At 44.3% G+C, this 19,974-nt stretch carries 17 protein-coding genes; 2 read left to right on the top strand and 15 right to left on the bottom strand.

All coding sequences use genetic code 11. From position 1 onward, the window contains the following. Nucleotides 1-12: 12 nt before the first annotated feature. The 10 genes from IQ257_RS13890 to IQ257_RS13935 all read right to left on the bottom strand — a co-directional run bounded on the left by IQ257_RS13890 (nt 13) and on the right by IQ257_RS13935 (nt 10,384). The gene (locus IQ257_RS13890) at nt 13-1,233 is read right to left on the bottom strand and encodes a polysaccharide pyruvyl transferase family protein (protein ID WP_193873773.1); all 1,221 of its coding nucleotides are present in this window, start codon (nt 1,231-1,233) and stop codon (nt 13-15) included. A 49-nt stretch (nt 1,234-1,282) separates the two neighbouring features. Then, nucleotides 1,283-2,326 carry an NAD-dependent epimerase/dehydratase family protein gene (locus IQ257_RS13895; protein WP_193873774.1) on the bottom strand — a complete coding sequence of 348 codons (1,044 nt, stop codon included), beginning with the start codon at nt 2,324-2,326 and terminating at the stop codon, nt 1,283-1,285. Between the two features lie 60 nt (nt 2,327-2,386). After that, nucleotides 2,387-3,115, bottom strand: a complete 729-nt coding sequence (locus tag IQ257_RS13900) for a class I SAM-dependent methyltransferase (RefSeq protein WP_193873775.1) — start codon at nt 3,113-3,115, stop codon at nt 2,387-2,389. Between the two features lie 37 nt (nt 3,116-3,152). Further along, a complete protein-coding gene (locus IQ257_RS13905; RefSeq protein WP_193873776.1) occupies nt 3,153-3,953 on the bottom strand; it encodes a class I SAM-dependent methyltransferase in 801 nt (266 codons plus the stop codon). Between the two features lie 26 nt (nt 3,954-3,979). After that, nucleotides 3,980-4,537, bottom strand: a complete 558-nt coding sequence (locus IQ257_RS13910) for a metal-dependent hydrolase (RefSeq protein WP_193873777.1) — start codon at nt 4,535-4,537, stop codon at nt 3,980-3,982. A gap of 86 nt (nt 4,538-4,623) precedes the next feature. Next, nucleotides 4,624-6,309 carry a glycerol-3-phosphate dehydrogenase/oxidase gene (locus tag IQ257_RS13915; protein WP_193873778.1) on the bottom strand — a complete coding sequence of 562 codons (1,686 nt, stop codon included), beginning with the start codon at nt 6,307-6,309 and terminating at the stop codon, nt 4,624-4,626. Between the two features lie 70 nt (nt 6,310-6,379). Continuing rightward, nucleotides 6,380-6,994, bottom strand: coding sequence for a glycosyltransferase family 4 protein (locus tag IQ257_RS13920; protein ID WP_193873779.1), 615 nt, complete (start codon nt 6,992-6,994; stop codon nt 6,380-6,382). A gap of 29 nt (nt 6,995-7,023) precedes the next feature. Next, nucleotides 7,024-7,665, bottom strand: coding sequence for a glycosyltransferase family 4 protein (locus IQ257_RS13925; protein ID WP_193873780.1), 642 nt, complete (start codon nt 7,663-7,665; stop codon nt 7,024-7,026). 941 nt (nt 7,666-8,606) lie between these two features. Then, nucleotides 8,607-9,626: a glycosyltransferase family 2 protein gene (locus IQ257_RS13930; RefSeq protein ID WP_193873781.1), complete on the bottom strand. Its 1,020-nt coding sequence runs from the start codon at nt 9,624-9,626 to the stop codon at nt 8,607-8,609. Between the two features lie 38 nt (nt 9,627-9,664). After that, on the bottom strand, nt 9,665-10,384 hold the full coding sequence (locus IQ257_RS13935; RefSeq protein WP_193873796.1) for a C40 family peptidase: 720 nt from the start codon (nt 10,382-10,384) through the stop codon (nt 9,665-9,667). Between the two features lie 112 nt (nt 10,385-10,496). Between IQ257_RS13935 and IQ257_RS13940 the strand changes: the two genes are divergently transcribed. Further along, nucleotides 10,497-11,435 (top strand): serine hydrolase, encoded by a 939-nt coding sequence (locus tag IQ257_RS13940; protein ID WP_193873782.1) that lies wholly within the window; start codon nt 10,497-10,499, stop codon nt 11,433-11,435. An 80-nt stretch (nt 11,436-11,515) separates the two neighbouring features. Then, nucleotides 11,516-12,535 carry a hypothetical protein gene (locus IQ257_RS13945; RefSeq protein WP_193873783.1) on the top strand — a complete coding sequence of 340 codons (1,020 nt, stop codon included), beginning with the start codon at nt 11,516-11,518 and terminating at the stop codon, nt 12,533-12,535. A gap of 44 nt (nt 12,536-12,579) precedes the next feature. On the opposite strand, the gene IQ257_RS13950 is transcribed toward IQ257_RS13945, so the two are convergent. From IQ257_RS13950 to IQ257_RS13970, 5 genes are all read right to left on the bottom strand, one after another. Then, a complete protein-coding gene (locus tag IQ257_RS13950) occupies nt 12,580-13,344 on the bottom strand; it encodes an HAD-IA family hydrolase (RefSeq protein WP_193873784.1) in 765 nt (254 codons plus the stop codon). Between the two features lie 343 nt (nt 13,345-13,687). Continuing rightward, the gene (gene ispG, locus IQ257_RS13955) at nt 13,688-14,905 is read right to left on the bottom strand and encodes a (E)-4-hydroxy-3-methylbut-2-enyl-diphosphate synthase (protein WP_193873785.1); all 1,218 of its coding nucleotides are present in this window, start codon (nt 14,903-14,905) and stop codon (nt 13,688-13,690) included. Nucleotides 14,906-15,106: 201 nt separating this feature from the next. Next, nucleotides 15,107-17,671, bottom strand: a complete 2,565-nt coding sequence (gene leuS / locus IQ257_RS13960) for a leucine--tRNA ligase (RefSeq protein WP_193873786.1) — start codon at nt 17,669-17,671, stop codon at nt 15,107-15,109. 290 nt (nt 17,672-17,961) lie between these two features. After that, on the bottom strand, nt 17,962-18,954 hold the full coding sequence (locus IQ257_RS13965) for a glycosyltransferase family 2 protein (RefSeq protein WP_193873787.1): 993 nt from the start codon (nt 18,952-18,954) through the stop codon (nt 17,962-17,964). A 50-nt stretch (nt 18,955-19,004) separates the two neighbouring features. Further along, nucleotides 19,005-19,493, bottom strand: coding sequence for a glycosyltransferase (locus IQ257_RS13970; protein ID WP_193873788.1), 489 nt, complete (start codon nt 19,491-19,493; stop codon nt 19,005-19,007). Nucleotides 19,494-19,974 lie beyond the last annotated feature (481 nt).

The raw sequence follows: 19,974 nt of genomic DNA on the forward strand, positions 1-19,974 counted from the left end.
TCTGATGATGTTTTAGGCTGTCAGTTGTCTTTCTGGTTGTACCCGATGACCGAGCAGGTTACTAATTAGCGCCACACTGCTAAGTGCTTTAGCCTGCTCGCGCTGCACTAGGGGTGCCATCGCTGCTTGGGTTTCATGACGCTGTTTCCATGCACGCTTAATTAAATTTGTCAAGTTTTCGGGGGTCAATTTATCAAAATCGATCGCCCATTTGTCCTGGTCAATCGTTTGCATAAAGCCTGCTGTTTTGGGATAGGAATTGATTCCCAGTATTGGTGTTAAAACTGCTGAAGCTAGAATTAGGGAATGAGTACGCATGCCCACATGGACATCCACTCGCTCTAATAAGCCAGCAATTTCCTGGTATGTGTAATTGGCATTACTAACTACCTGAATGCGATCGCGTCGCTTGACGTATTTCAAACTCTCATTAGTAATCTTAGTATCCATCACTTGAGTGATGGTGTAGAGAATATCAATATCTAGTTCTTCAATGAGTCGGTCGAGGGTAGACCCAATAATCTGCAAAAATTGTTCGCGCCCAAAGCTTTTATTATCCTTGCTCCAAGAATCGATGTAGGCATTAATATTAAAGCCAAGAGTACCGTTTGGATTTTTAAAGAGTCCCTCTCGATTCACGATCTCGTCCATGCGTTCCCTGGGTGGCGGGGTTGTATTGATTGCACAGTCGGCATTAATGTGAACATCTTGATAAGTCAGTTCAAGCTTGTCAAGCAACTCCTTTGACTGCCGATCTCGCAGAATGAGTAGGGGACTAGCGTCAAGTACCCGTTGCAATGCTTGCTTGCCTAGAGGTGTGGTAATGGGTCCCAAGCTGGCATTATAAAGTGCAATGGGAATACCGCGCCGCTGACAAGCCGGAGCAATTAATGAAATTGTCGAGAGATAATTAAAAAGTGGGTTGAGTAACTTGCGATCAAACAGAATGTTATCAGTCACCAGCACTAAGTCAGTCTGTAACATTGCGCGGAAGGTTGACAGACCAAAAATCTTAATCGCGCCGTTCCAGGGCATCAGTCCGAGGGGCTTGATGTTGTAATGCCCAAAATGGCGATAGATGAACTGGGGATTGAGAGTTGGGATTACAAAGAGGGCATCGGGATGTACAGCGGAAATATCCTTCAGCAAATTGCCTAAAATAGCCGCATCGCCCGCATTACGACCGGAGAAGTTACCGAGAACTGTAATTTTCTTCATGGTTTTTTGAATCATTACTCATTTAAAAAGATTTGTACAGGCTGGGGCAATTGATAGCAGGTTGTCAATACCTAGCTAAACTTTTTGTAAGAGATATCCATCCTTGATCAAGATACCATTGGGCTAATTCTTTTAGCCCTTCCTCATCGGAATGAGCAGGAACAAAGCCCAATAAATGGTTCATCTTACTTGTATTAAACGAGCGGTCTTTGGTATAAAAAGCTAACCGCCGTCTGTAGATCGGAGGTTCTATACCCAGAGGACGACAGATAACTTCAAAAAAATCACCCAAGGCAAACAGAGGGACAGCGGGAAACTTGATAAATCGAACCGGAGTTCCGTAATAGTCACTAATAATAGAAACCATTTTCTTAAATGGCATGGCTTCTGGACTACCGCAAATAAAAACTTCTCCGACGGCGTGAGGATGAGTCGCTGCCAAAATAAAAAAATTGGTTAGGTCATCAACGTGGATAAAATGGAGCAAGTTATTGCCATCACCGATAACTGGAACCCACTGACGACTCACCCATTTGTAGATTTTCAACAGTCTTTTTTCCCTCGGTCCATAAATTCCCGCTGGTCGAACTATAGTTATAGGCAACCCTTCCTGATCTGCATAATTTTTTAGCCACAGTTCTCCCTCTAGCTTTGTCTCTTGATAGACATCTCCGGGATATATGGGCGCATTTTCATCCGCAGGAGGATGCGCGATATGACCATGAACGCCAATGGTAGAAACGTGAACAAATCGTTTAAAGTCCGGTTCTTTCAAAGCTGCTTTTGCCAGCAACTGAGTACTTAAAACGTGAACATTATAGTAACCCATATCTGGAGATTTAGCTTCTCGAAATGGGGTGACCATGTGGAAAATATAGTTCACTCCCTTTACGGCTTTGCTGATTAAACTTTCATCAAATACATCGCCTCTAATCCATTCAATATTCATATCCTTGAACGGTTTAAGATTGGAGGTCTGGCGGGCAATCGCAACAACTTTTACCCCTTGTTCTACTAATTTTTGGGCGAGAACTGAACCTGTAAATCCAGTTGCTCCCGTTACCAAAGCACGACTGCCAAGGGGAAGCTTGTATTGAGGGTCTTCCATCGTTAAGGTTCTCCGAGTAAAAAAAGGAAATTTAAGGTTAAATTCCCTGTACTTATCCGTTCATTTTTTCCCAAGTTTCAAAATAACTGGCGAACCGAATACCTTCGTGAATCCTGAGAATCTCGTCAGCTTTTCTGATGCCGACGAAATCCTAGGCGACTTTAATGCCCGATGCAACACCATCGGCAGGAAAAATTGAGGATAACGCTCAGTGGCTGTAAGTTCAAGAGATTTAAAGTAATCAATAATTTCTGATTCTTTATAACAAGTAAACGGTCGCGTATTGCCTTCCAACCCTTTCTTGAATTTAAACAAGTAAGGTGCGATATAATTCACGCTGCGAACCGTTGGATAGTCCACAATTACTGCTTTGTCAGCTACCCGCGCTAGTTCAGCTAAAAATTTCTGCCATTGGGTTACATGAGCAAGCAGCCGATAACTGATAACAACGTCAAAAGCGCGATCACCATAGGGTAAATCCAGAATATTACCAACATTGAACGAACACTGATTGGCATCAATAAAAGGCTGAATTCGCGCCTTGCAAATCTCCGCACTTCCCAAAACCGTAACGTGGTAGCCGTTCTGGATTAGCGCTCCCGTCAGTTGACCATGCCCACCACCAACCTCTAAAATATTGGCATTCGGATAGGGAGCTAGCATCTTCAACGTCGCTTCTTCTTGGACTTTTAGAAGCCACGCTCCAATCTCACCAGTAAAACGGGTGGCATAATCATCGGACGAGGTTTCGATATCTGCTGTTTCTGGAAAACTACTTGTAGAAATCATTTTTCTATGCCCCTGATCACTCACTCTAACGGTACAACTAACGAGTTGGCTCCTTATCAATTTTTGCTTTCACAATGAGCATATACCCACTCGCTCCCACTAATAAAGTATCGAGCTTTGAAGCAAACCAGACAACGGGATAGATTAAGGAATAAATACCAAACATTTTTTGATACCGCTTCATGTCTTTTCCCGTTACGATTCGACCCTTCTGAGACGTTTCACCTCCCCGCTTGAGCAAGTCAAGAGCCAGTGTCATCAAGGTGTCAATGCCTTCTGAGAAAAATTTAGAGTAAGTTCTGTGAGTAACAAGTTTAAACTTTCCCATCAGCAGCGATACTAAGTCATCCACTGTATACCCCGGTCTAACGTGTCCGTGTTTTTCATCGGTCTGCCCAATCGCTAATCGAAACTTTCGCAGCAGGCTATTTTTAATATGTGGCACATTGATGACTAATTCTCCACCAGGTTTAATAATTCTAAACAATTCTTTGGCGAATTCTTCATCGGTTTCAATGTGTTCGAGGAAATCGACAATCGCTACCCGATCGAATTCGTTATCGGCAAAAGGGGTCTGGCGACCATTAATCTGAAACACGTTATCTTTTACTAAACCCCGGATGGACGTAACCGTATGTTCATCAAGGTCTGCGCTTTTCCAGGTTCCTCCCCGTTTGCGGAGGAGATAACTAATCACACCGTTGTCGGAACCAATGTCTAAACAGTGTAAACCCTTCGTATCTCCTAAAAAATCGGTAACTTCCTTGTACTTCCTCTGTTTCAGGACTGATTTGCTAAACAGCAAGATGGGCCAGTTTTGCTCGGTTTTGTCTCTCATAGTGTCACTAGGCTTCAGATCAAGTTTTAATTCATGCTGTTTTTGATAGAATCAATTTTCTTTCTAAACTTGGATTTTTGCCACCGCCTGACTCCCCAAACCACCAAAACTGAATAAATCGATTCAAAAACAAGAGGGATGAGATGGCTGGGATGCCACAAACCCCTTGAATAATGCACTCCCGGAAAAAGGCTGATCGGGGAAGCAAAAAAGGTGTCCGTGAAAGGGGAAAAAAGCGGAATTCCCCTGCCTTCAGTGAAAAAATCCAAGACTAGATGAGAGCCATACAGAATTAACGTTATCCAAACGAGTTGTTTGTAGGAAAACTTCCACCAGTAACTGAGTGCGATCGCGATGATAGCACTGAAGCCAAGGGTAAAAATCAAGCTGTGGGTCAAACCCCGATGGAATGATTCTCCTGTGATTAACTGAGGAATAAAATCCAAGTCAGCAACGCTGGCTACAAAAACGGGATAGAAAATCTGCATCTCCCATTTTCTGCGCCTGGACATCCGTGATTTCGCCAAGGGCAAAAACTTGGCAAGTACATATCCAGAAACCGAGTGGGCAATGGGGGATGGCATAATTTAGCAATTCAAAATTAAAATTTCAACACCTAAAACTCTCAAACCCCCTGGATACAGCAAGTATAGTCGGCTAAAAACTGACTCTAAACTGCTACCAACGGCTTATTCTGATTAAAATTGCTCACCTCTTGCAATTCTTGTTCAACCTTGGCGGAACTCCAACCAACTTCAGCACCCATCGTTTCCGCACAAATCTTGAGGACTTCATTCCCTGGAAGTCCAGCAGTTCCCAATTCTGTCCGCCGAAGAACTACATCGCTCAATTTCTGAGCCATTTCTTCACGGACTGCATAAATTACCTCAGCTTTGAGTACGGCTAGATCGTTAATCGGTTCGTTAGATTCCTTTAGATTTTCATCTAAGTACTTGAGTACCTCTGGATAAGCAGAACCATAGTTATAAACGAGGCGACGCATTACCTCTTCGTTTAATCCATCGGGTGACTTAGCGATCGCATTTTGCAAAAACTCCTCAAACCGTTCGATAGTCCCGCCGTAAAGTGGCGTGACGGCGGACGTGGATTTCGGTGGTTTTTGTCCCCACGATTTGAAAACTTGGTCTACTGCTTTTTGAGCCACATCTCTGGCGGTTGTATATTTCACGCCAAGCACCGAGAGGAGTCCTGGCAATCCTTCCTGGGAGTAATCCCGGATCTGATGGTGTTTTGCCAGTAGAGGTTCTCCCGTCTGCTGGTCAACGCCAGTTCTGGGTAGAAGACCCCCATGCACAAAATCGACATCCTCCCGTGTAAGATTTGCTGGTGGATATGCCTGATTGATTTGGTCGAGCAAGTCTTGAATATCGTCTTCAGTGACTTGCAACTCCTCTGGGTCTTTATCCCAAACGCTATAGGACGTACCAATCATGGATTTGCCACGCCAAGGCGCGATAAACAGAAAGCGACTGCCTTTGTTAAGCATGGCATCGAGATCGCGATAACCATTGGCGCTGGAAATTCCCACTGCATAACTCTGAAAAAGCGGACGAGTCACCAGGTTAACCGCTTTAGCTAGAGGAACTTTGGGGTGTGGCGACAGTCCGTTAAGCCAACCTAGCATCTGATTCATCCAAGGACCGCTAGTATTTACCACGGTTTTGGCACGGATATCAAACCGATCCCCACTTAGTACATCTTGCGCTTCGATACCCGTGATGCGATCGCCATCTCGCAGAAACCCTGTGACTTCGACGTAGTTAGCGACATCAGCCCCCGCTTGTTCAGCAGAGCGAATGAAGGAGAGGGTTAGCCGTTCGGAGTTGTAAACTTGAGCATCATAAAAAACTGCTCCCCCGGTGAGTCCCTCGTTTGGAATGCCTGGAAGCAGTTGTTCACACTCTTGTTTGGAAATAATTCGTCCGTTGGGAATGTGTTTTTGTGGGTCGTCGATTTGATTGCGATCGCTACTAATTAAATCATTCAGCTTCAGTGCCAGACACAGCACTTCTTTTCCTTTCATCCCATGCCCGTAGGTGGGAACCAGCACGGGCATGGGATGAATTAAGTGCGGCGCAATTCGCATTAATGCTTTTCGTTCGTGGATTGATTCGCGCATCCGTTGCAAATCGGCGTGCTGTAGATACCGCAATCCTCCGTGGATAGTCTTTAAACTGTTGGCAGAGGTCGCCGAACCGAAATCTGCTTTTTCAACTAAGGCGACTGACAAACCCCGCAGTATCGCTTCCCAAGCTACACAAGCACCGTAGATTCCAGCACCGATAATCAAGAGGTCGTAAGTGTTCTTCGTTAACTCTACGGGGTTTCTATTCATGATGAATCAGCCTCACAGATTCCGATAACACTATCCGCGCTTTTCCACTTATACTCTGCTAGGAGAATTCCTACAACATTAATGGAGAGCCTACACCCTGCACTAATTCTGTATGTAGCCAATCATACAGAGTGTTTAATTGTTCACTAAACGCCGTATAAGTATGTCTTTGCTGAATTAATGTTTTGCCTGCCTTACCCAGCCTTTGCCGTAAAGTTCGATCCTTGAGCAGACGAAGCATTCCCACCGAATACGCTTTGGCATTCGGTGCAGCTAGCATAGAAATTTGGTCGTCAAGAAGCTGAGTATGGGTTGATAAATTCGTAGCTAGTAAGACTTTCCCGCTGTCGAGATAGGAATAGAGTTTCATCGGTGTATTCTTGCCCTTGACTCTGGGAGAGACGAGAATATCAGCTTGCTCTAGATAGAAAGCTAAATGTTCAACGGGTTTAGAGCCGAGGAAATGGACGTTTTCTTTAATGCCAAGCTGGTGAGCCTTTTGTGTGTATTTCTGAATATCAGACGCCTCTCCACCAATAATTACTAAATCCGCTTTATCAGTATTTTTAAGAGTTAAAGTAAAACTTTCTAGCAGTAGATCGATTCCTTGATAGGATTCTAAATTTCCAACATACATGAGTAATAGATTCTTGATTCCTAGTTCTGCTCTTATGTTAGTCAACATTAGACTGTCCTCCTTTTAGAAAATTAGAACTAATTTGGATTTAGAAGAGAAATATCAGGAATAACAACAACATTTCTTGGTTTATATTTTTGAACATCTACAGCCAAAGCATCGCAAACGGCTACAACAACCTTAGCGTTTTTAACAGCAATTCCCTCAAAAAACTCTAACAGTAAAACGAGAAACTTTAAATTTGGATATTTCTCGACCATTTGTTGAGCTAACGACGAATCCATATCATAGACATAGGGAATTTTAAGAAAGACTTTAAGAAATAATCCGATAAAAACAGCTTCTTCACCCGCATGCACCAAATCGTAGTGTTTTGTAGCAACAAGATGAATAACTTTAAAAAACATGAAAATATCGCAAATGATTTTCTTCCAAGAAAATCCCGGTCTAATTTTGCGTATAAATGGTAATCTCGGTATCCGGTATATGTTGACGTTCTCGTAGTGAATATCCTGTCCTTCAGGATAAGTAACTACATCAACCTGATCCCCCCGCTTGGATAAAACTTTTAAAACTAGGTTAACTGCAATGGGTGTGCCACGGTTTTGATAGAAGGGGTGAGGCGCTAGCATAAGGACATTCATTCTATTGCTATCCCTTTTTTTGTAAAACGCTGAACCATTATGAAGCCGTAGGTAATTTTCACTGGCTAAAGACATTCCTAAAGCTCCTTCTCAATATAAATATGCAGCTTTATCCCATGTTCCAAAAGAACATAGAGTAAAAGTTGCGAGTCTAACTAGGTCGCGATGGATTTAAAGCCCATCGTTATAGACAATCTCTATAAATTTCAATTTCAGCACGTAGCTTGTGGGAAGACTAAGTAGGTAGACTGAAATCTTCATAAATAGTTTATGTTGAAGGACGTGAACCTACTTCACTTCTTCTAGAGAATAGAAATATCATATTCCCAGGGAAGATTTCCATACTTTAGTGCCGACTTCACGCAATCTTCATAAAGGGTTATTCTAAATTAATATAGTTTTTTGTTATAATAAAAGCCTAAGAAATTATAAAAATAACTCTTAACTTTGTAGCTACTTAAACAATCCCTACGTACCTCAGGCTCTATATCTAGCAGTTAGACAGAGAATCACACTACATATAGCGTTAGTCTAAAGCCGCCTTGATTAATTCGATAACATATCAACCTGCTTTTGTCAATTATTTTTGCCTACTTCTCTATATATAGACGAATCAGCCGTAGAGTGTCTTTCGTCCCCCATTATCTTGGGTTTCCTGTACTATCTGCCTTGCAGAGCAACAACTACTGAACTAGCATTAGGAAAATATTCTATAGAGTTCTACTTATGTAAATTTTTGTATTTATAACTAAATCCTATATCCTTTTCCGAGGCTAGTCTCTGGATTTGCTTTACCTTACCTTTACAAAAGGAAGAGTGTCTCTAAAGTGTTATCCCAAAATAGAGCTTATCACTTAATCTTACTTAATGATCACAGTTGAGTCTACTGTTTATCTATAGCCTGTGTTCCACATCTTTAACTGGCACAAAGATTTTTTCAACATTTGGCATTTTGTAGTTTGCAATACATCAACCGTCTGATATTGAATTGCACTCAAGGAGGTACGCCAAAATCCCTAAGCCTCTACTGTATCCCTTGACTCGACGATTTCCCTCACCCTATAGATAGGTCTTCCCTGAGATTCGTGGTAGGTTCGCATCAATAGCTCCGCCAACAGACCTACGCTAAATAACTGCACTCCCGCCAACAGCAGTACTACCGCTAAAATAAGTAAGGGGCGATCGCCAATTTGTTCCCCAAAACCCAGCTTGAGAACTGTCAGATACACTCCAATCACTATCCCACAGAGCATGGAAATCATGCCCAGCAGCCCAAAAACGTGCATGGGTCGGGTCAAGAACGTTTTCATAAAAAAGACTGTGAGTAAATCCAGCACCACTCGAAACGTCCGTCCCAGTCCATACTTGCTGCTTCCGTGACGGCGGGCATGGTGGCGCACCGGTAACTCGGTAATCTTGGCTCCTTCAATAAATGCTAAAGCCGGCAAAAATCGGTGCAATTCTCCGTAGAGATTCATATCTGCCACCAATTCCAAGCGATAGGCTTTCAGAGAGCAACCATAGTCATGGAGTTTGACGCCAGTGATTCGTCCAATCAGCCAATTGGCAATTTTTGAAGGGAGTAACCTTGTCAGCGCTGCATCCTGGCGATTTTTCCGCCAACCACTTACCAAGTCGTAGCCTTCATTGAGTTTGGCTAATAGTAAAGGGATATCAGCAGGATCATTTTGCAAATCACCATCTAAGGTAACAACCGCCCGACCTCCTGCGTATTTGAATCCCGCTGCCATTGCTGCGGTTTGACCATAGTTGCGGCGCAGTAGCACACCTCTCAGATGGGGGTGAGAGAGAACCTGTTCCTTCAGCAGTTCCGTCGAGCCATCACTGGAGCCATCGTCTACGCAGATGAGTTCGTAGCTGAGTCCGGTGTCATTGAAACTGGTGGAAATGGCTGCAATTAATGAGGGTAAACTTTCGACTTCGTTGTAGATAGGTACTACTACTGATACATCAGGGCTCATTGAGGTTAAGCCTGTGGAGGCTTGCTGTCCTTCAGGAAATAGTGAGGTATTCATAGGTCTGTCGAATCAGCTTGAGTTATGAAACACTAATCTTAGACAGGCATCTTGCCTGTCCTACTGTTCCCTTGATAATTTGCCACCACACGTCCGAGTTTCCGTAGCTGCCGATAATAAAATTGACTAATTTTATCCCCATGCTCTGAGAGCTGGTCAATCCCAATTCCATTACGACCGGTCTGTCTACCCGAACTATGGATATAGTATCCGTCTCCCAAATATAAGCCAACATGGTTCGTTTTCTCGGGTGTTCCGAAAAATATCAAATCTCCTGGTAGAAGTTCCTCAATCTCAAGGGTTTGAGTAAAGGCTTCTTGCTGATAGGAATCCCTTGGCAGCCAAATTCCCGACGCGGCAAACCCAGCTTGCATTAGTCCCGAACAATCATAGTTGGGAGCAACGGTTCCCCCCCAGTGATAATAATTTGGTTGTTGCATGGCTTGTTTCGTAAAAGCGATTATCGCCGGAACTCGTTCTTGAATTTGGGTTGGAGAAAGAGCGATCGCCTGATATCCTTTAGCAGCAGGTTCCAGTTCCGCTATATCTTCAAGTGGCAACCAAGCTGAGTAACCATCCTCGCACAAACGCATCTCTATCGCCTTCTCTACAGGTGTAGATGAGAGTATCTGCAACTGTCGCCCCCCTGCGGCTTGGGTTGCCAAGCTATCGCAAGTGGGAGAATCATACAGGTTCAAATTGCTGCGGCAGCAGTACTCACCACTCTGAGATTCTGGTAATTTCTCAAATAAAACCATACGGGTAAACACAAATCACAGTTGCTCAAAACCAACCGAGGGCAGCAAAGCGATCGGTAATTGCCTAAATTTAGGAGAAAATCCACCCCTAGACAACTCACTACTCAAGCCCATGACATTCTTCTGCAAAAACGAACAACTCGAACAACTCGGCACCGAAATTCTAGAAACCACTTGGGCGGAGTTTCCAGGACTAGCTCAAAATCAAATAGCCCTCACCTGGATTGTCTACGATCCACCCGTGCCAGTAAATACTGGCGGTGCTCTCTCGGCTGAGGAATTCTGGAAATACCAAGTCCGAGGCTTTAGCTATCGCGGTGTTGAGCGGATTTACCCTGCCAGTGTTGTGAAACTGTTCTACATCGTTGCCATTCAGGAGTGGGTGGAAACGGCGATGGTTAGTCGATCTGCTGAGTTAGATAGAGCAATACGGGATATGATTATCAACTCCAGCAACGATGCGACGAGTCTGGTGGTTGATATCTTGAGCGGTACGACTAGTGGACCGGAGTTACCGCCGGGACCCTTTGAAACCTGGAAATTTCAGCGTAATATCGTCAATCGTTACTTTCAGTCTCTGGGTTGGTCAGAATTGGAATCGATTAATGTCAATCAAAAAACTTGGGGTGACGGACCTTATGGGCGAGAACGGGCATTCTTGGGGGAATTGAGGGAAAATCGCAATATGTTAACAACGAATGCCACAGCACGGTTACTGCACAGTATTGTCGGGGGAGTGGCGGTATCATCAGAGCGCTCGCAAATGATGATGAGTTTGATGAAACGCAGTCTCAATCCTGCTGACTTGAGAGACGATGATGAAAATCAGATTACAGGGTTTTTGGGTAATGGTCTTCCCCCAGAGGCGCAACTATGGTCTAAAGCGGGTTGGACATCCCAGGTGCGCCACGATGCGGCATATATTGAAATACCCTCCCTGTACCCTTATTTGCTAGTTGTATTTACTGAGGGCAAGGCTCACAGCCAGAATCAGACGATTCTCCCCTTTATTTCTCGACAAATTGTTGACGTAATGAGTAAATTGACTTAGTTGTCTAACTACAACAGAAAATATGAGCCAATCGATTTGGCTCTTCTTCGTGTTTGAAATCATTGTGTGAGGAGTAACCCTTGAAAAGTAATTGTTTTAAATCTATCTCTTATCTGTTAGGTATAGGGGCTTTGTCCCTTGCTAGCAGCACCCTGTCAGCCCGTGCTGAAGTACCCAGCAATCAAGCCCCTATCGATCGCTTACCATCAGAAGCGACACCCTTTCCAGCCGTTGAGCTGGCGGCAAGGTCCAGTTCAGCCGTTGACTTACATCCTGCTCAAGCACCAATTTCAGCCACTCAGCCTGCTATACCTCCCACGTCCTTTGCTGAGGGACTGGCAAGTAAGCCCGCTCTTACCCATACTTCCGAATCTAGGGTAAGACAGAATGCGATCGCACCAATCCCTTCAGTACTGTCCCCCCATTCTCAAGCAGAAGTCCAAACCGCTGAACGTCAGGAAATAAGTTCTGCTCAGGTAGATAGCGAGATCGCACCCCCATCGATTCCCGGAACCACGGCAACATCAGCGGCTCTGCTTGCCACCGAGTCAGCAGCGTCTCCTGCATCAACAACCCCCAAGAGTGCATCAGCCCCACCCCCTGAGCGAAACACCACCTTAGCTCAAACTGATCTGGATGTCGATTTCGGTCGAGGCACTCGTGGAGTTCCCAGCTATATCGGAGTGGGCGGCAATATTGGTTTGAGCGATGAGGATGATGAGGATGAGGGTGAAACAGCTTTAGGTGAACCCGGTTTTGTAATAAACAGTAAAATTGGTCTCACGCCCACCCTATCTGTGCGACCAAGCGTGATCTTCGGAGATGATGTAGTTTTTATGATACCCCTGACTTACGACTTCGCCATTCCGACGGAAGATCCCTTTGAACCCGTTCGCGTCGCCCCATTCGCAGGAGGTGGATTAATTCTTTCTACCGATGATAATAATAACATCGGTTTCCTGGTGACAGGTGGTGTTGATGTTCCCATATCCAGCTCCTTTGTGGCAAATGCTTCCCTTAATGTCGGCTTTATTGAAGATACGACAGATTTTGGATTGATATTAGGAGTAGGTTACACCTTCCCTAACTTCTCGCGTTAGAGAGCAGGGGGTTTGGGGTGATGGGGGGAATTCTCCTTGTCTCCCTACTCCCGATCGCACAAACGATTCACCAATACCATATCCAGATAACTAGCATCTCCAGCATCACCCGCCAAGAGAGTAAAGGGTTCTTCAGGTTCTCCTAAGTGATTTAACACCAGTATTGCACCCGAAAAATCATCATTTCGCGTGTAATCATTAACCGTAACCACAGTTTTGATACCCGCTTTTAGAGCAGCTTGCAAACCTTGATAGGAGTCCTCAATCGCCACACACTCTTGGGGTTCTAAACCCATCGTTTGCAGCACGTACTTATAAATATCGGGGGCTGGCTTTTTGGCAGGTACGATATCACCAGCGGCAATTACCTCGAACCACGAAGGGCTATCGGCACCGAGGGTTTGTTTCAGGAGAGTAGTAACATTTGTAAGTGCGGTTGTTGTGGCGATCGCTAAACGCATCCCTTGGCTGTGAGCTTCTTCGAGCAATCGCTTGACTCCCGGACGCAGGGGAATAGATCTTTTTCCTACTAATTGTTGATAATTCTGGGTTTTAGCTTTGTGCAGTTTAGCAATCAACTCGTCAAGGTTGGTGGCTGGTTGGAAATCGGGACGATGCTGTTGCAAGTAAAAGCGGATGCGCTCTTTGCCGCCAGCCACAGTCAGTAACTCACCATAAAGCAGAACTGACCAATCCCAATCAAACCCCGCATCGGCAAAAGCACGATTAAATGCCACACGATGACCATATTGCTCAGTATCCGCCAATGTGCCATCAACGTCAAAAATTAATGCCCGCAGTTTGGTCATGGCAGAGGAATTGTTGACAAAATTCACGTAAATGGTATGAACACACTCAATCGTGTCCCTACCAACAAAAGATTACTCCCTTACCCACCCTAACCCTCTTCTGTCACTCGGGGAAACTAAAAATCGCAGCCAACGGATGAAAGTCAAACTTCATGGACAAAAGAGCGATCGCTTGCCTTTCACGGTGACAAATTGGACAGATTGCAAAGCTTCCAGCCCAGTCATCGTATTTCCCGTCTACTAGTTCAATAATGGGAAAGCCTCATAACGGAATCCTAAATTTATTTGGGAATTTAAAACGACTATCCTGGAACTCCAGAATAATCGCCAGTTATCAGATAGCTTAAGGCTCTACCCAACGTCCATCTGCCTTAATCAAATTAATCAACTCCTCAACACCCTTATCCTCTGGCACCTTCTTAATCTCCTCCCTGCCGCGATACAGGGAAATATAACCCGGTTGCTTACCCACATACCCATAATCAGCATCTGCCATTTCACCGGGCCCATTGACAATACAACCCATTACTGCTATATCTAATCCAGTCAAGTGCTTAGTCGCTTCCCGAACTTCATGCAGCACCTCTTCTAAATTAAACAACGTGCGACCGCAAGAAGGACAGGCGACATATTCCACCATCGTCTTCCGCAGTCCCAAGGCTTGCAGAATGCTATAACAAACGGGAATTTCTTTTTCAGGTGCTTCAGTGAGGGAGACGCGGATGGTATCACCAATGCCTTCAGCTAACAGGGTGCCAATCCCAGCAGTAGATTTAATTCGCCCGTACTCCCCATCACCCGCTTCAGTAACGCCAAGATGTAAGGGGTAATCCATACCCAACTCATCCATCCGTTTTACCATCAGCCGATACGCCGCTAGCATCACCGGGACACGGGAGGCTTTTAAGGAGATAACGATGTTGCGGAAGTCTAGGGATTCGCAAATTTGGATGAATTCCAGTGCCGATTCCACCATCCCTTCGGGGGTATCGCCGTAGCTAAACAGCATTCGTTCAGCCAGAGAACCGTGATTAACCCCAATCCGCATCGCCTTACCTTGGTCGCGTAGAGAGATAACTAGAGGTTCTAGGGTTTCTTTAATTTTTGCACCAATTTCGTCAAATTCAGCTTGGGTGTATTCGCTGCGACTAGGTTTTGGCTTCTCAAAGACGTACAACCCTGGATTTATCCGCACCTTATCAACGTGCTTGGCAACTTCCAGGGCAATTTTCATGCCGTTGTGGTGAACATCGGCAACTAGGGGTACAGCTTGGTACCTCTGGATGAGTTTTTGCTTGATTTCTGCAAGGGCTTTGGCGTGCGCCATACTTGGCACGGTGACACGGACAATTTCGCAGCCAATCTCATGCAGGCGGCGAATTGCAGCCACAGAACCCTCGATATCTAAGGTATCTTCGTTAATCATCGACTGCACTACCACCGGATAACCACCGCCGATGGTGATGTTACCGACTTGCACTGGGCGAGTCTTACGGCGATGGATGGTGGTATCGAATTCTGGGGGTTTGGGAGCAGTTTGAGGGGTTGGAAGGGTTTGCATAGACTACTGGATAATTTAAAGTGGCAAGATGTATCAGGTATTTCTCTTTTTCAGAGTGCCACAGTTGGGGAGTTTTTGGGTTAAGGGGGAGAAAAAGGGGAGTAGGGAGTGGGGAGTGGGGAGTAGCAATGTCCTTTGCCCAAGATTTAGACACCACTAAAAACAAATACGCTTCTTCACTTTGAAAGACGAAAGTTACTTTCAAACCACCACAAAATTCACCAACTTACCAGGCACTACAATTACCTTTTTAACTTCCTTACCCTCGATATAACGCTGGGCGGCTTCCGATTTACGGGCATATTGTTCCAATGCTTGCTTATCGGCTTGCGCTGGCACTTGAATCGTACCCCGCAGTTTACCATTAACTTGAATCACTAAGGGAATCTCATCCACCACTAAGGCACCCGCGTCAGCTTTGCGCCAGCCTTGCCCGTGTACTGAATCAGTATGACCAATTCCGTGCCAGAGTTCCTCAGCAATATGTGGTGCAAAGGGTGCCAACAGCACAATTAAGGTTTCAATTCCTTCCGCGTATACGGGTGAGTTCTTACAATCGGCATCCGTAAGGGCGTTACTGAGTTTCATCAACTCCGAGACAGCCGTATTGAACTGATACTCGTCCTCTAAATCCTCGGTAACTTCCTTAATTGCTGTATGAATTGCCCGTCGTAAGTCTTTTTCCGACTTACTCAACGTCTCTGGTGTTGCAATCGAGTATTCAGAATTAGCGGAAGCAAAATCCGTCACCAAACGCCAAACACGGTTGAGGAAACGGAATTGCCCTTCCACGTCCGCATCATCCCACTCCAAGTCTTTTTCTGGCGGTGCCTTGAAAAGGATAAACATCCGCGCCGTATCTGCGCCGTATTTGTTAATCACTGCCTCAGGCGCAACACCGTTATACTTAGACTTGGACATCGTTTTGTAAGAGACTTCCAACGCTTCCCCCGTTTCTGGATCTTTGGGTTCAGCAGAATCTACTTCTACAGAAGGAATCCACTTCCCAGTTCTGGGATTCATGTAGGTTAAGCCCTGAACCATACCTTGAGTTAATAGGCGTTGGAAGGGTTCGTCAAAGTTGAGAAGCCCTTGGTCGCGCAATACCTTCGTAAAGAACCGCGAGTACAATAAGTGCAAAATTGCGTGTTCGATCCCGCCTACATATTGATCAACGGGCATCCAGTCATTGGTTTTGTTAGGGTCAAAGACTTGAGACTCATTTCTTGCGTCCGTAAATCGCAAGAAATACCACGACGAATCGATAAACGTATCCATCGTATCCGTTTCCCGCTTCGCTGGAGTGCCGCAGGTCGGACAAGGCACGTCTGTCCATCCTTCAACTTGTGATAAGGACGAAATGCGACCGCCAGTAAATTCCACATCTTCCGGCAACTGCACGGGCAAGTCTGCTTCCGGCACTGGCACTATGCCGCACTTCGGGCAGTGAATCACCGGAATTGGCGCACCCCAATACCGCTGGCGCGAGATTAACCAATCCCGGAGGCGGTACTGGACTCGTGCTTTGCCCCATCCTTGTTTTTCAGCGTATTTAACAATCTCTTCCTGCGCTTGGGGGGATTCCATCCCATTAAACAGGTCAGAATTCACCACAATTCCCGCTTCAGTGTAAGCCTGCTTGGGTGCAGCTTTGACGTCTGCCGCATCAGCCCGCACAATGACCACTTGAATAGGCAAATTCTGTTCGGTTGCAAATTGGAAGTCTCTGGTATCATGTGCCGGAACACCCATCACCGCACCCGTGCCGTACTCATACAGCACGTAGTCAGCAATCCAAATGGGAATTTCTTCTTGGGTAAACGGATTAACTGCCTTACCGCCCGTAGGAATTCCTTGCTTTGGCTTATCCTCCGCTGTTCGTTCTAATTCGCTTTCTTCTGAGACTTTTTGAATGAAAGCATCAACGGCTGCTTTTTGTTCAGCGGTGGTAACTTTTGGCGTTAACGGATGTTCCGGCGCTAGTACCACATAGGTAACGCCATACACCGTATCTGGACGAGTGGTAAACACACCTATTTTTTCATCCATCCCCACAATCGGGAATTCCAAATAAGCACCCACAGATTTACCAATCCAGTTTGCCTGCATTAGCTTGACCCGTTCGGGCCAACCCGTCAACTTCTCTAAGTCGTTGAGCAATTCCTCTGCATAATCAGTAATCTTCAGGAACCACTGCCGCAATAATTTGCGCTCAACTTTAGCACCGGAACGCCAAGAACGCCCTTCACTATCGACTTGTTCGTTTGCTAGTACAGTTTGGTCGATGGGGTCCCAGTTAACGGCGGCTTCTTTTTGATACGCCAATCCCGCTTTAAGAAATTGCAAAAAAATCCACTGCGTCCACTTGTAATACTCCGGCGAACAGGTCGCAAGTTCGCAATTCCAGTCGTAGGAAAGCCCCAATAGTTTTAACTCAGACTGCATCTGAGCAATATTTTGATACGTCCACTTTGCCGGATGAATTCCGCGCTGAATTGCCGCATTTTCCGCAGGCAAACCAAAGGCATCCCAACCCATCGGATGAAGTACCCGATAACCCTGCATTCGACGAATCCTGGCAATCACATCCGTAATCGTATAATTGCGAACATGACCCATGTGCAGGTTGCCTGAGGGATAGGGAAACATGGACAGGGCGTAAAATTTCTGCTTGTCCTTTTCTGTAGGGGTTTGGTCTGAGCCTAATTGTGTCCAAGTTGTTTGCCACTTTTCCTCTATCTCGGCGGGGTTGTAAGCTGACTGCACAAAAGAATCTCCTAGTGGATAGTTAAACGTGTTCGCTTCAACAATTTTGGCACATTAACCCGACAGTCAGCAGACAGACAAAAAACGACGCTAAACGTATAATCATCCAAATCCTTTAGGTTCTACCTGCCATGGCTAAAGCTCAAATTAGCATTGTCAAAGCGCGGCTTACTTACAGGATTCACCCACTCAGGTGAGCTAACTAGAGGAAGCTAACAGGCGAAATCGCTCACAAGCGATCGCTGCTGGCGAAGATTGCCGCTATCGTAGTTATACCAAATGGGGGAAACTCAGGAGTTCCAAAGTTTTTTAGATAATGCTTTGCCTAAAGCTCTCAGTCGAACATAGACATCATAGCCAACCTCAAACAAAAAGCTTTGATAACCTCGTTTCATAATTCCCATTGCTATCAGTTGCTGACTCGTTTCCAGTTTTACCGATAGGTTTTCATGATATAAATTTAAGTTTTCATTTTTTTCAAGAAGCTGGGCGTATTTTTTATATTCAACAGCTCCCTGCCAATGCTGATTTCGATGGATTTCTTTCTTGACATAATTTACAAAAGATGATGGATATTTAAAGTGTAAAAGACATCCTGTTGTTGAAGAACATTTTATATTTTTAATCCTATGCTCGGAATAGAGTTGCATCCGGCTATGGTACTTAATTAGGGGAAACTTCGTTAGACAATAGAGTTTTTTGGGATTGTCCGTTTGACTTCCAAATACCCGTTGTCTTAACCCTCCCCAGTAATAATCGTGTATTAGTCCTTCTTTGTGATGGTAAAACTCTCTGTCAAAATAAGGACAAACTTCTAAAAAATTAGTTCCTGGCTCGTACTGCACCTCCTGAATTGGCTTATCGGAGTACATATCTAACATAACGATACTTAGTGCATCTTTCTTTTGTACTTCGATTTGACGACAGAGGGCTTTTATCGGCTTTGTTTCACAGTCTGGATAATAAAAAATTTCGTCAGCATCAACCAGTAAACACCAATAATTACTTCCGTAGTCTTTAAGTAGCCACTCTAGCCAAGCCAGCTTATTTTTGAACGAGTCTTGGGTATGCCAAACATAGGTATCAGTTTGTTCCAACAGATAACTCAACGTCTCATCATCCGAATCATTGTCAACGATAAAAAAATGGCAAATCCCTTTTTCTCTATAGTACTTCAAAAAGAAAGGCAGACGTAAAGTCTCGTTTCGGATTACTGCAAAACACAGAATATCATCTGGTTTTAATAAGATTGACTTATTATCTATTCGTTGTAAATTAACCATTATTTTTATCGTTATTTATCATTTATTAGCTATATTTTGCAGACTATTTTTTATATGTTTTTGTAAAAATGACTGATAAAAATTGCTAAAAGAAGCTCCATTTCTCCAGCCGCAACTTTATCATTTTTTAGAACGCGGCGATACTTGAGCCAGTGAAAAACGAGTTTTCTGAGGTCATTTATCATATAAGCAGGTATTACCAAAGGTATTTGCCAAGCTTTATAATTTAACATTCGCACAGAGTATCGAGACAAACCATTGTTACGGAAAAAACGTTTCAAAGCGTACTTAATAGCACAGCGTCGAGCAAAAGCAAGTCCTTGCTGAGTTTCTCGGTAATATCGAATCGGATAAGCTTCTTTCCAAGTGTCTTGGTAGTCTGTAACAACGTTCGCTGTGTTATCGCAGCTATTATTATCTAGGACGATTATTTCCCAGTTAATTTCCTCATGACCAATCTGCGATCGCAGACTATCTAAAACAGCAGGCAAAAGGTTTTCACCGTTATAAGTGCAGATGGCTACGGTAAACTCAACCATGGTAATTTCATGGGTTTAAATTTATTGATATTTTCTTTTTTAACAATTTGTATTCTAATTTAGAGAGAAATCAATTTCAACATAAACATTTCCTAGTTTACCTATATTCGTTCATGAAAATCAATAAATTTACAAAAAATTCATTTTTAATTCATCCAATTTTCACTTTAAAGCCAGCAGCTTTTATTTGTCACTGAGAAATTTTAACAAAGAGTAGCCGACATTTTCTATGAACTAATCAACCTCCTGAATCTATTTATTGGCAAGGTCTACAAGAACGAGTAAATTAGAAAAAACAAATCTGTTAGTTGGATTAGTTTTTAGGGAACTCTATAGCTGGAGTTTCTCTCAAGGAGTCACTCAAGCTGATCGGCTTTCTGCGATCCACGGAGCCTTGGAATAGGCAAAACGTACCTGCTGAAAAAATCCGGACAGAGGGAAGTTTACTCGGAATGTAATAGCGTATCCCTGTAAACGTCTA

The organism is Coleofasciculus sp. LEGE 07092, assembly GCF_015207375.1.
In the GTDB taxonomy this organism is placed as follows: Bacteria; Cyanobacteriota; Cyanobacteriia; order Cyanobacteriales; family Coleofasciculaceae; genus LEGE-07092.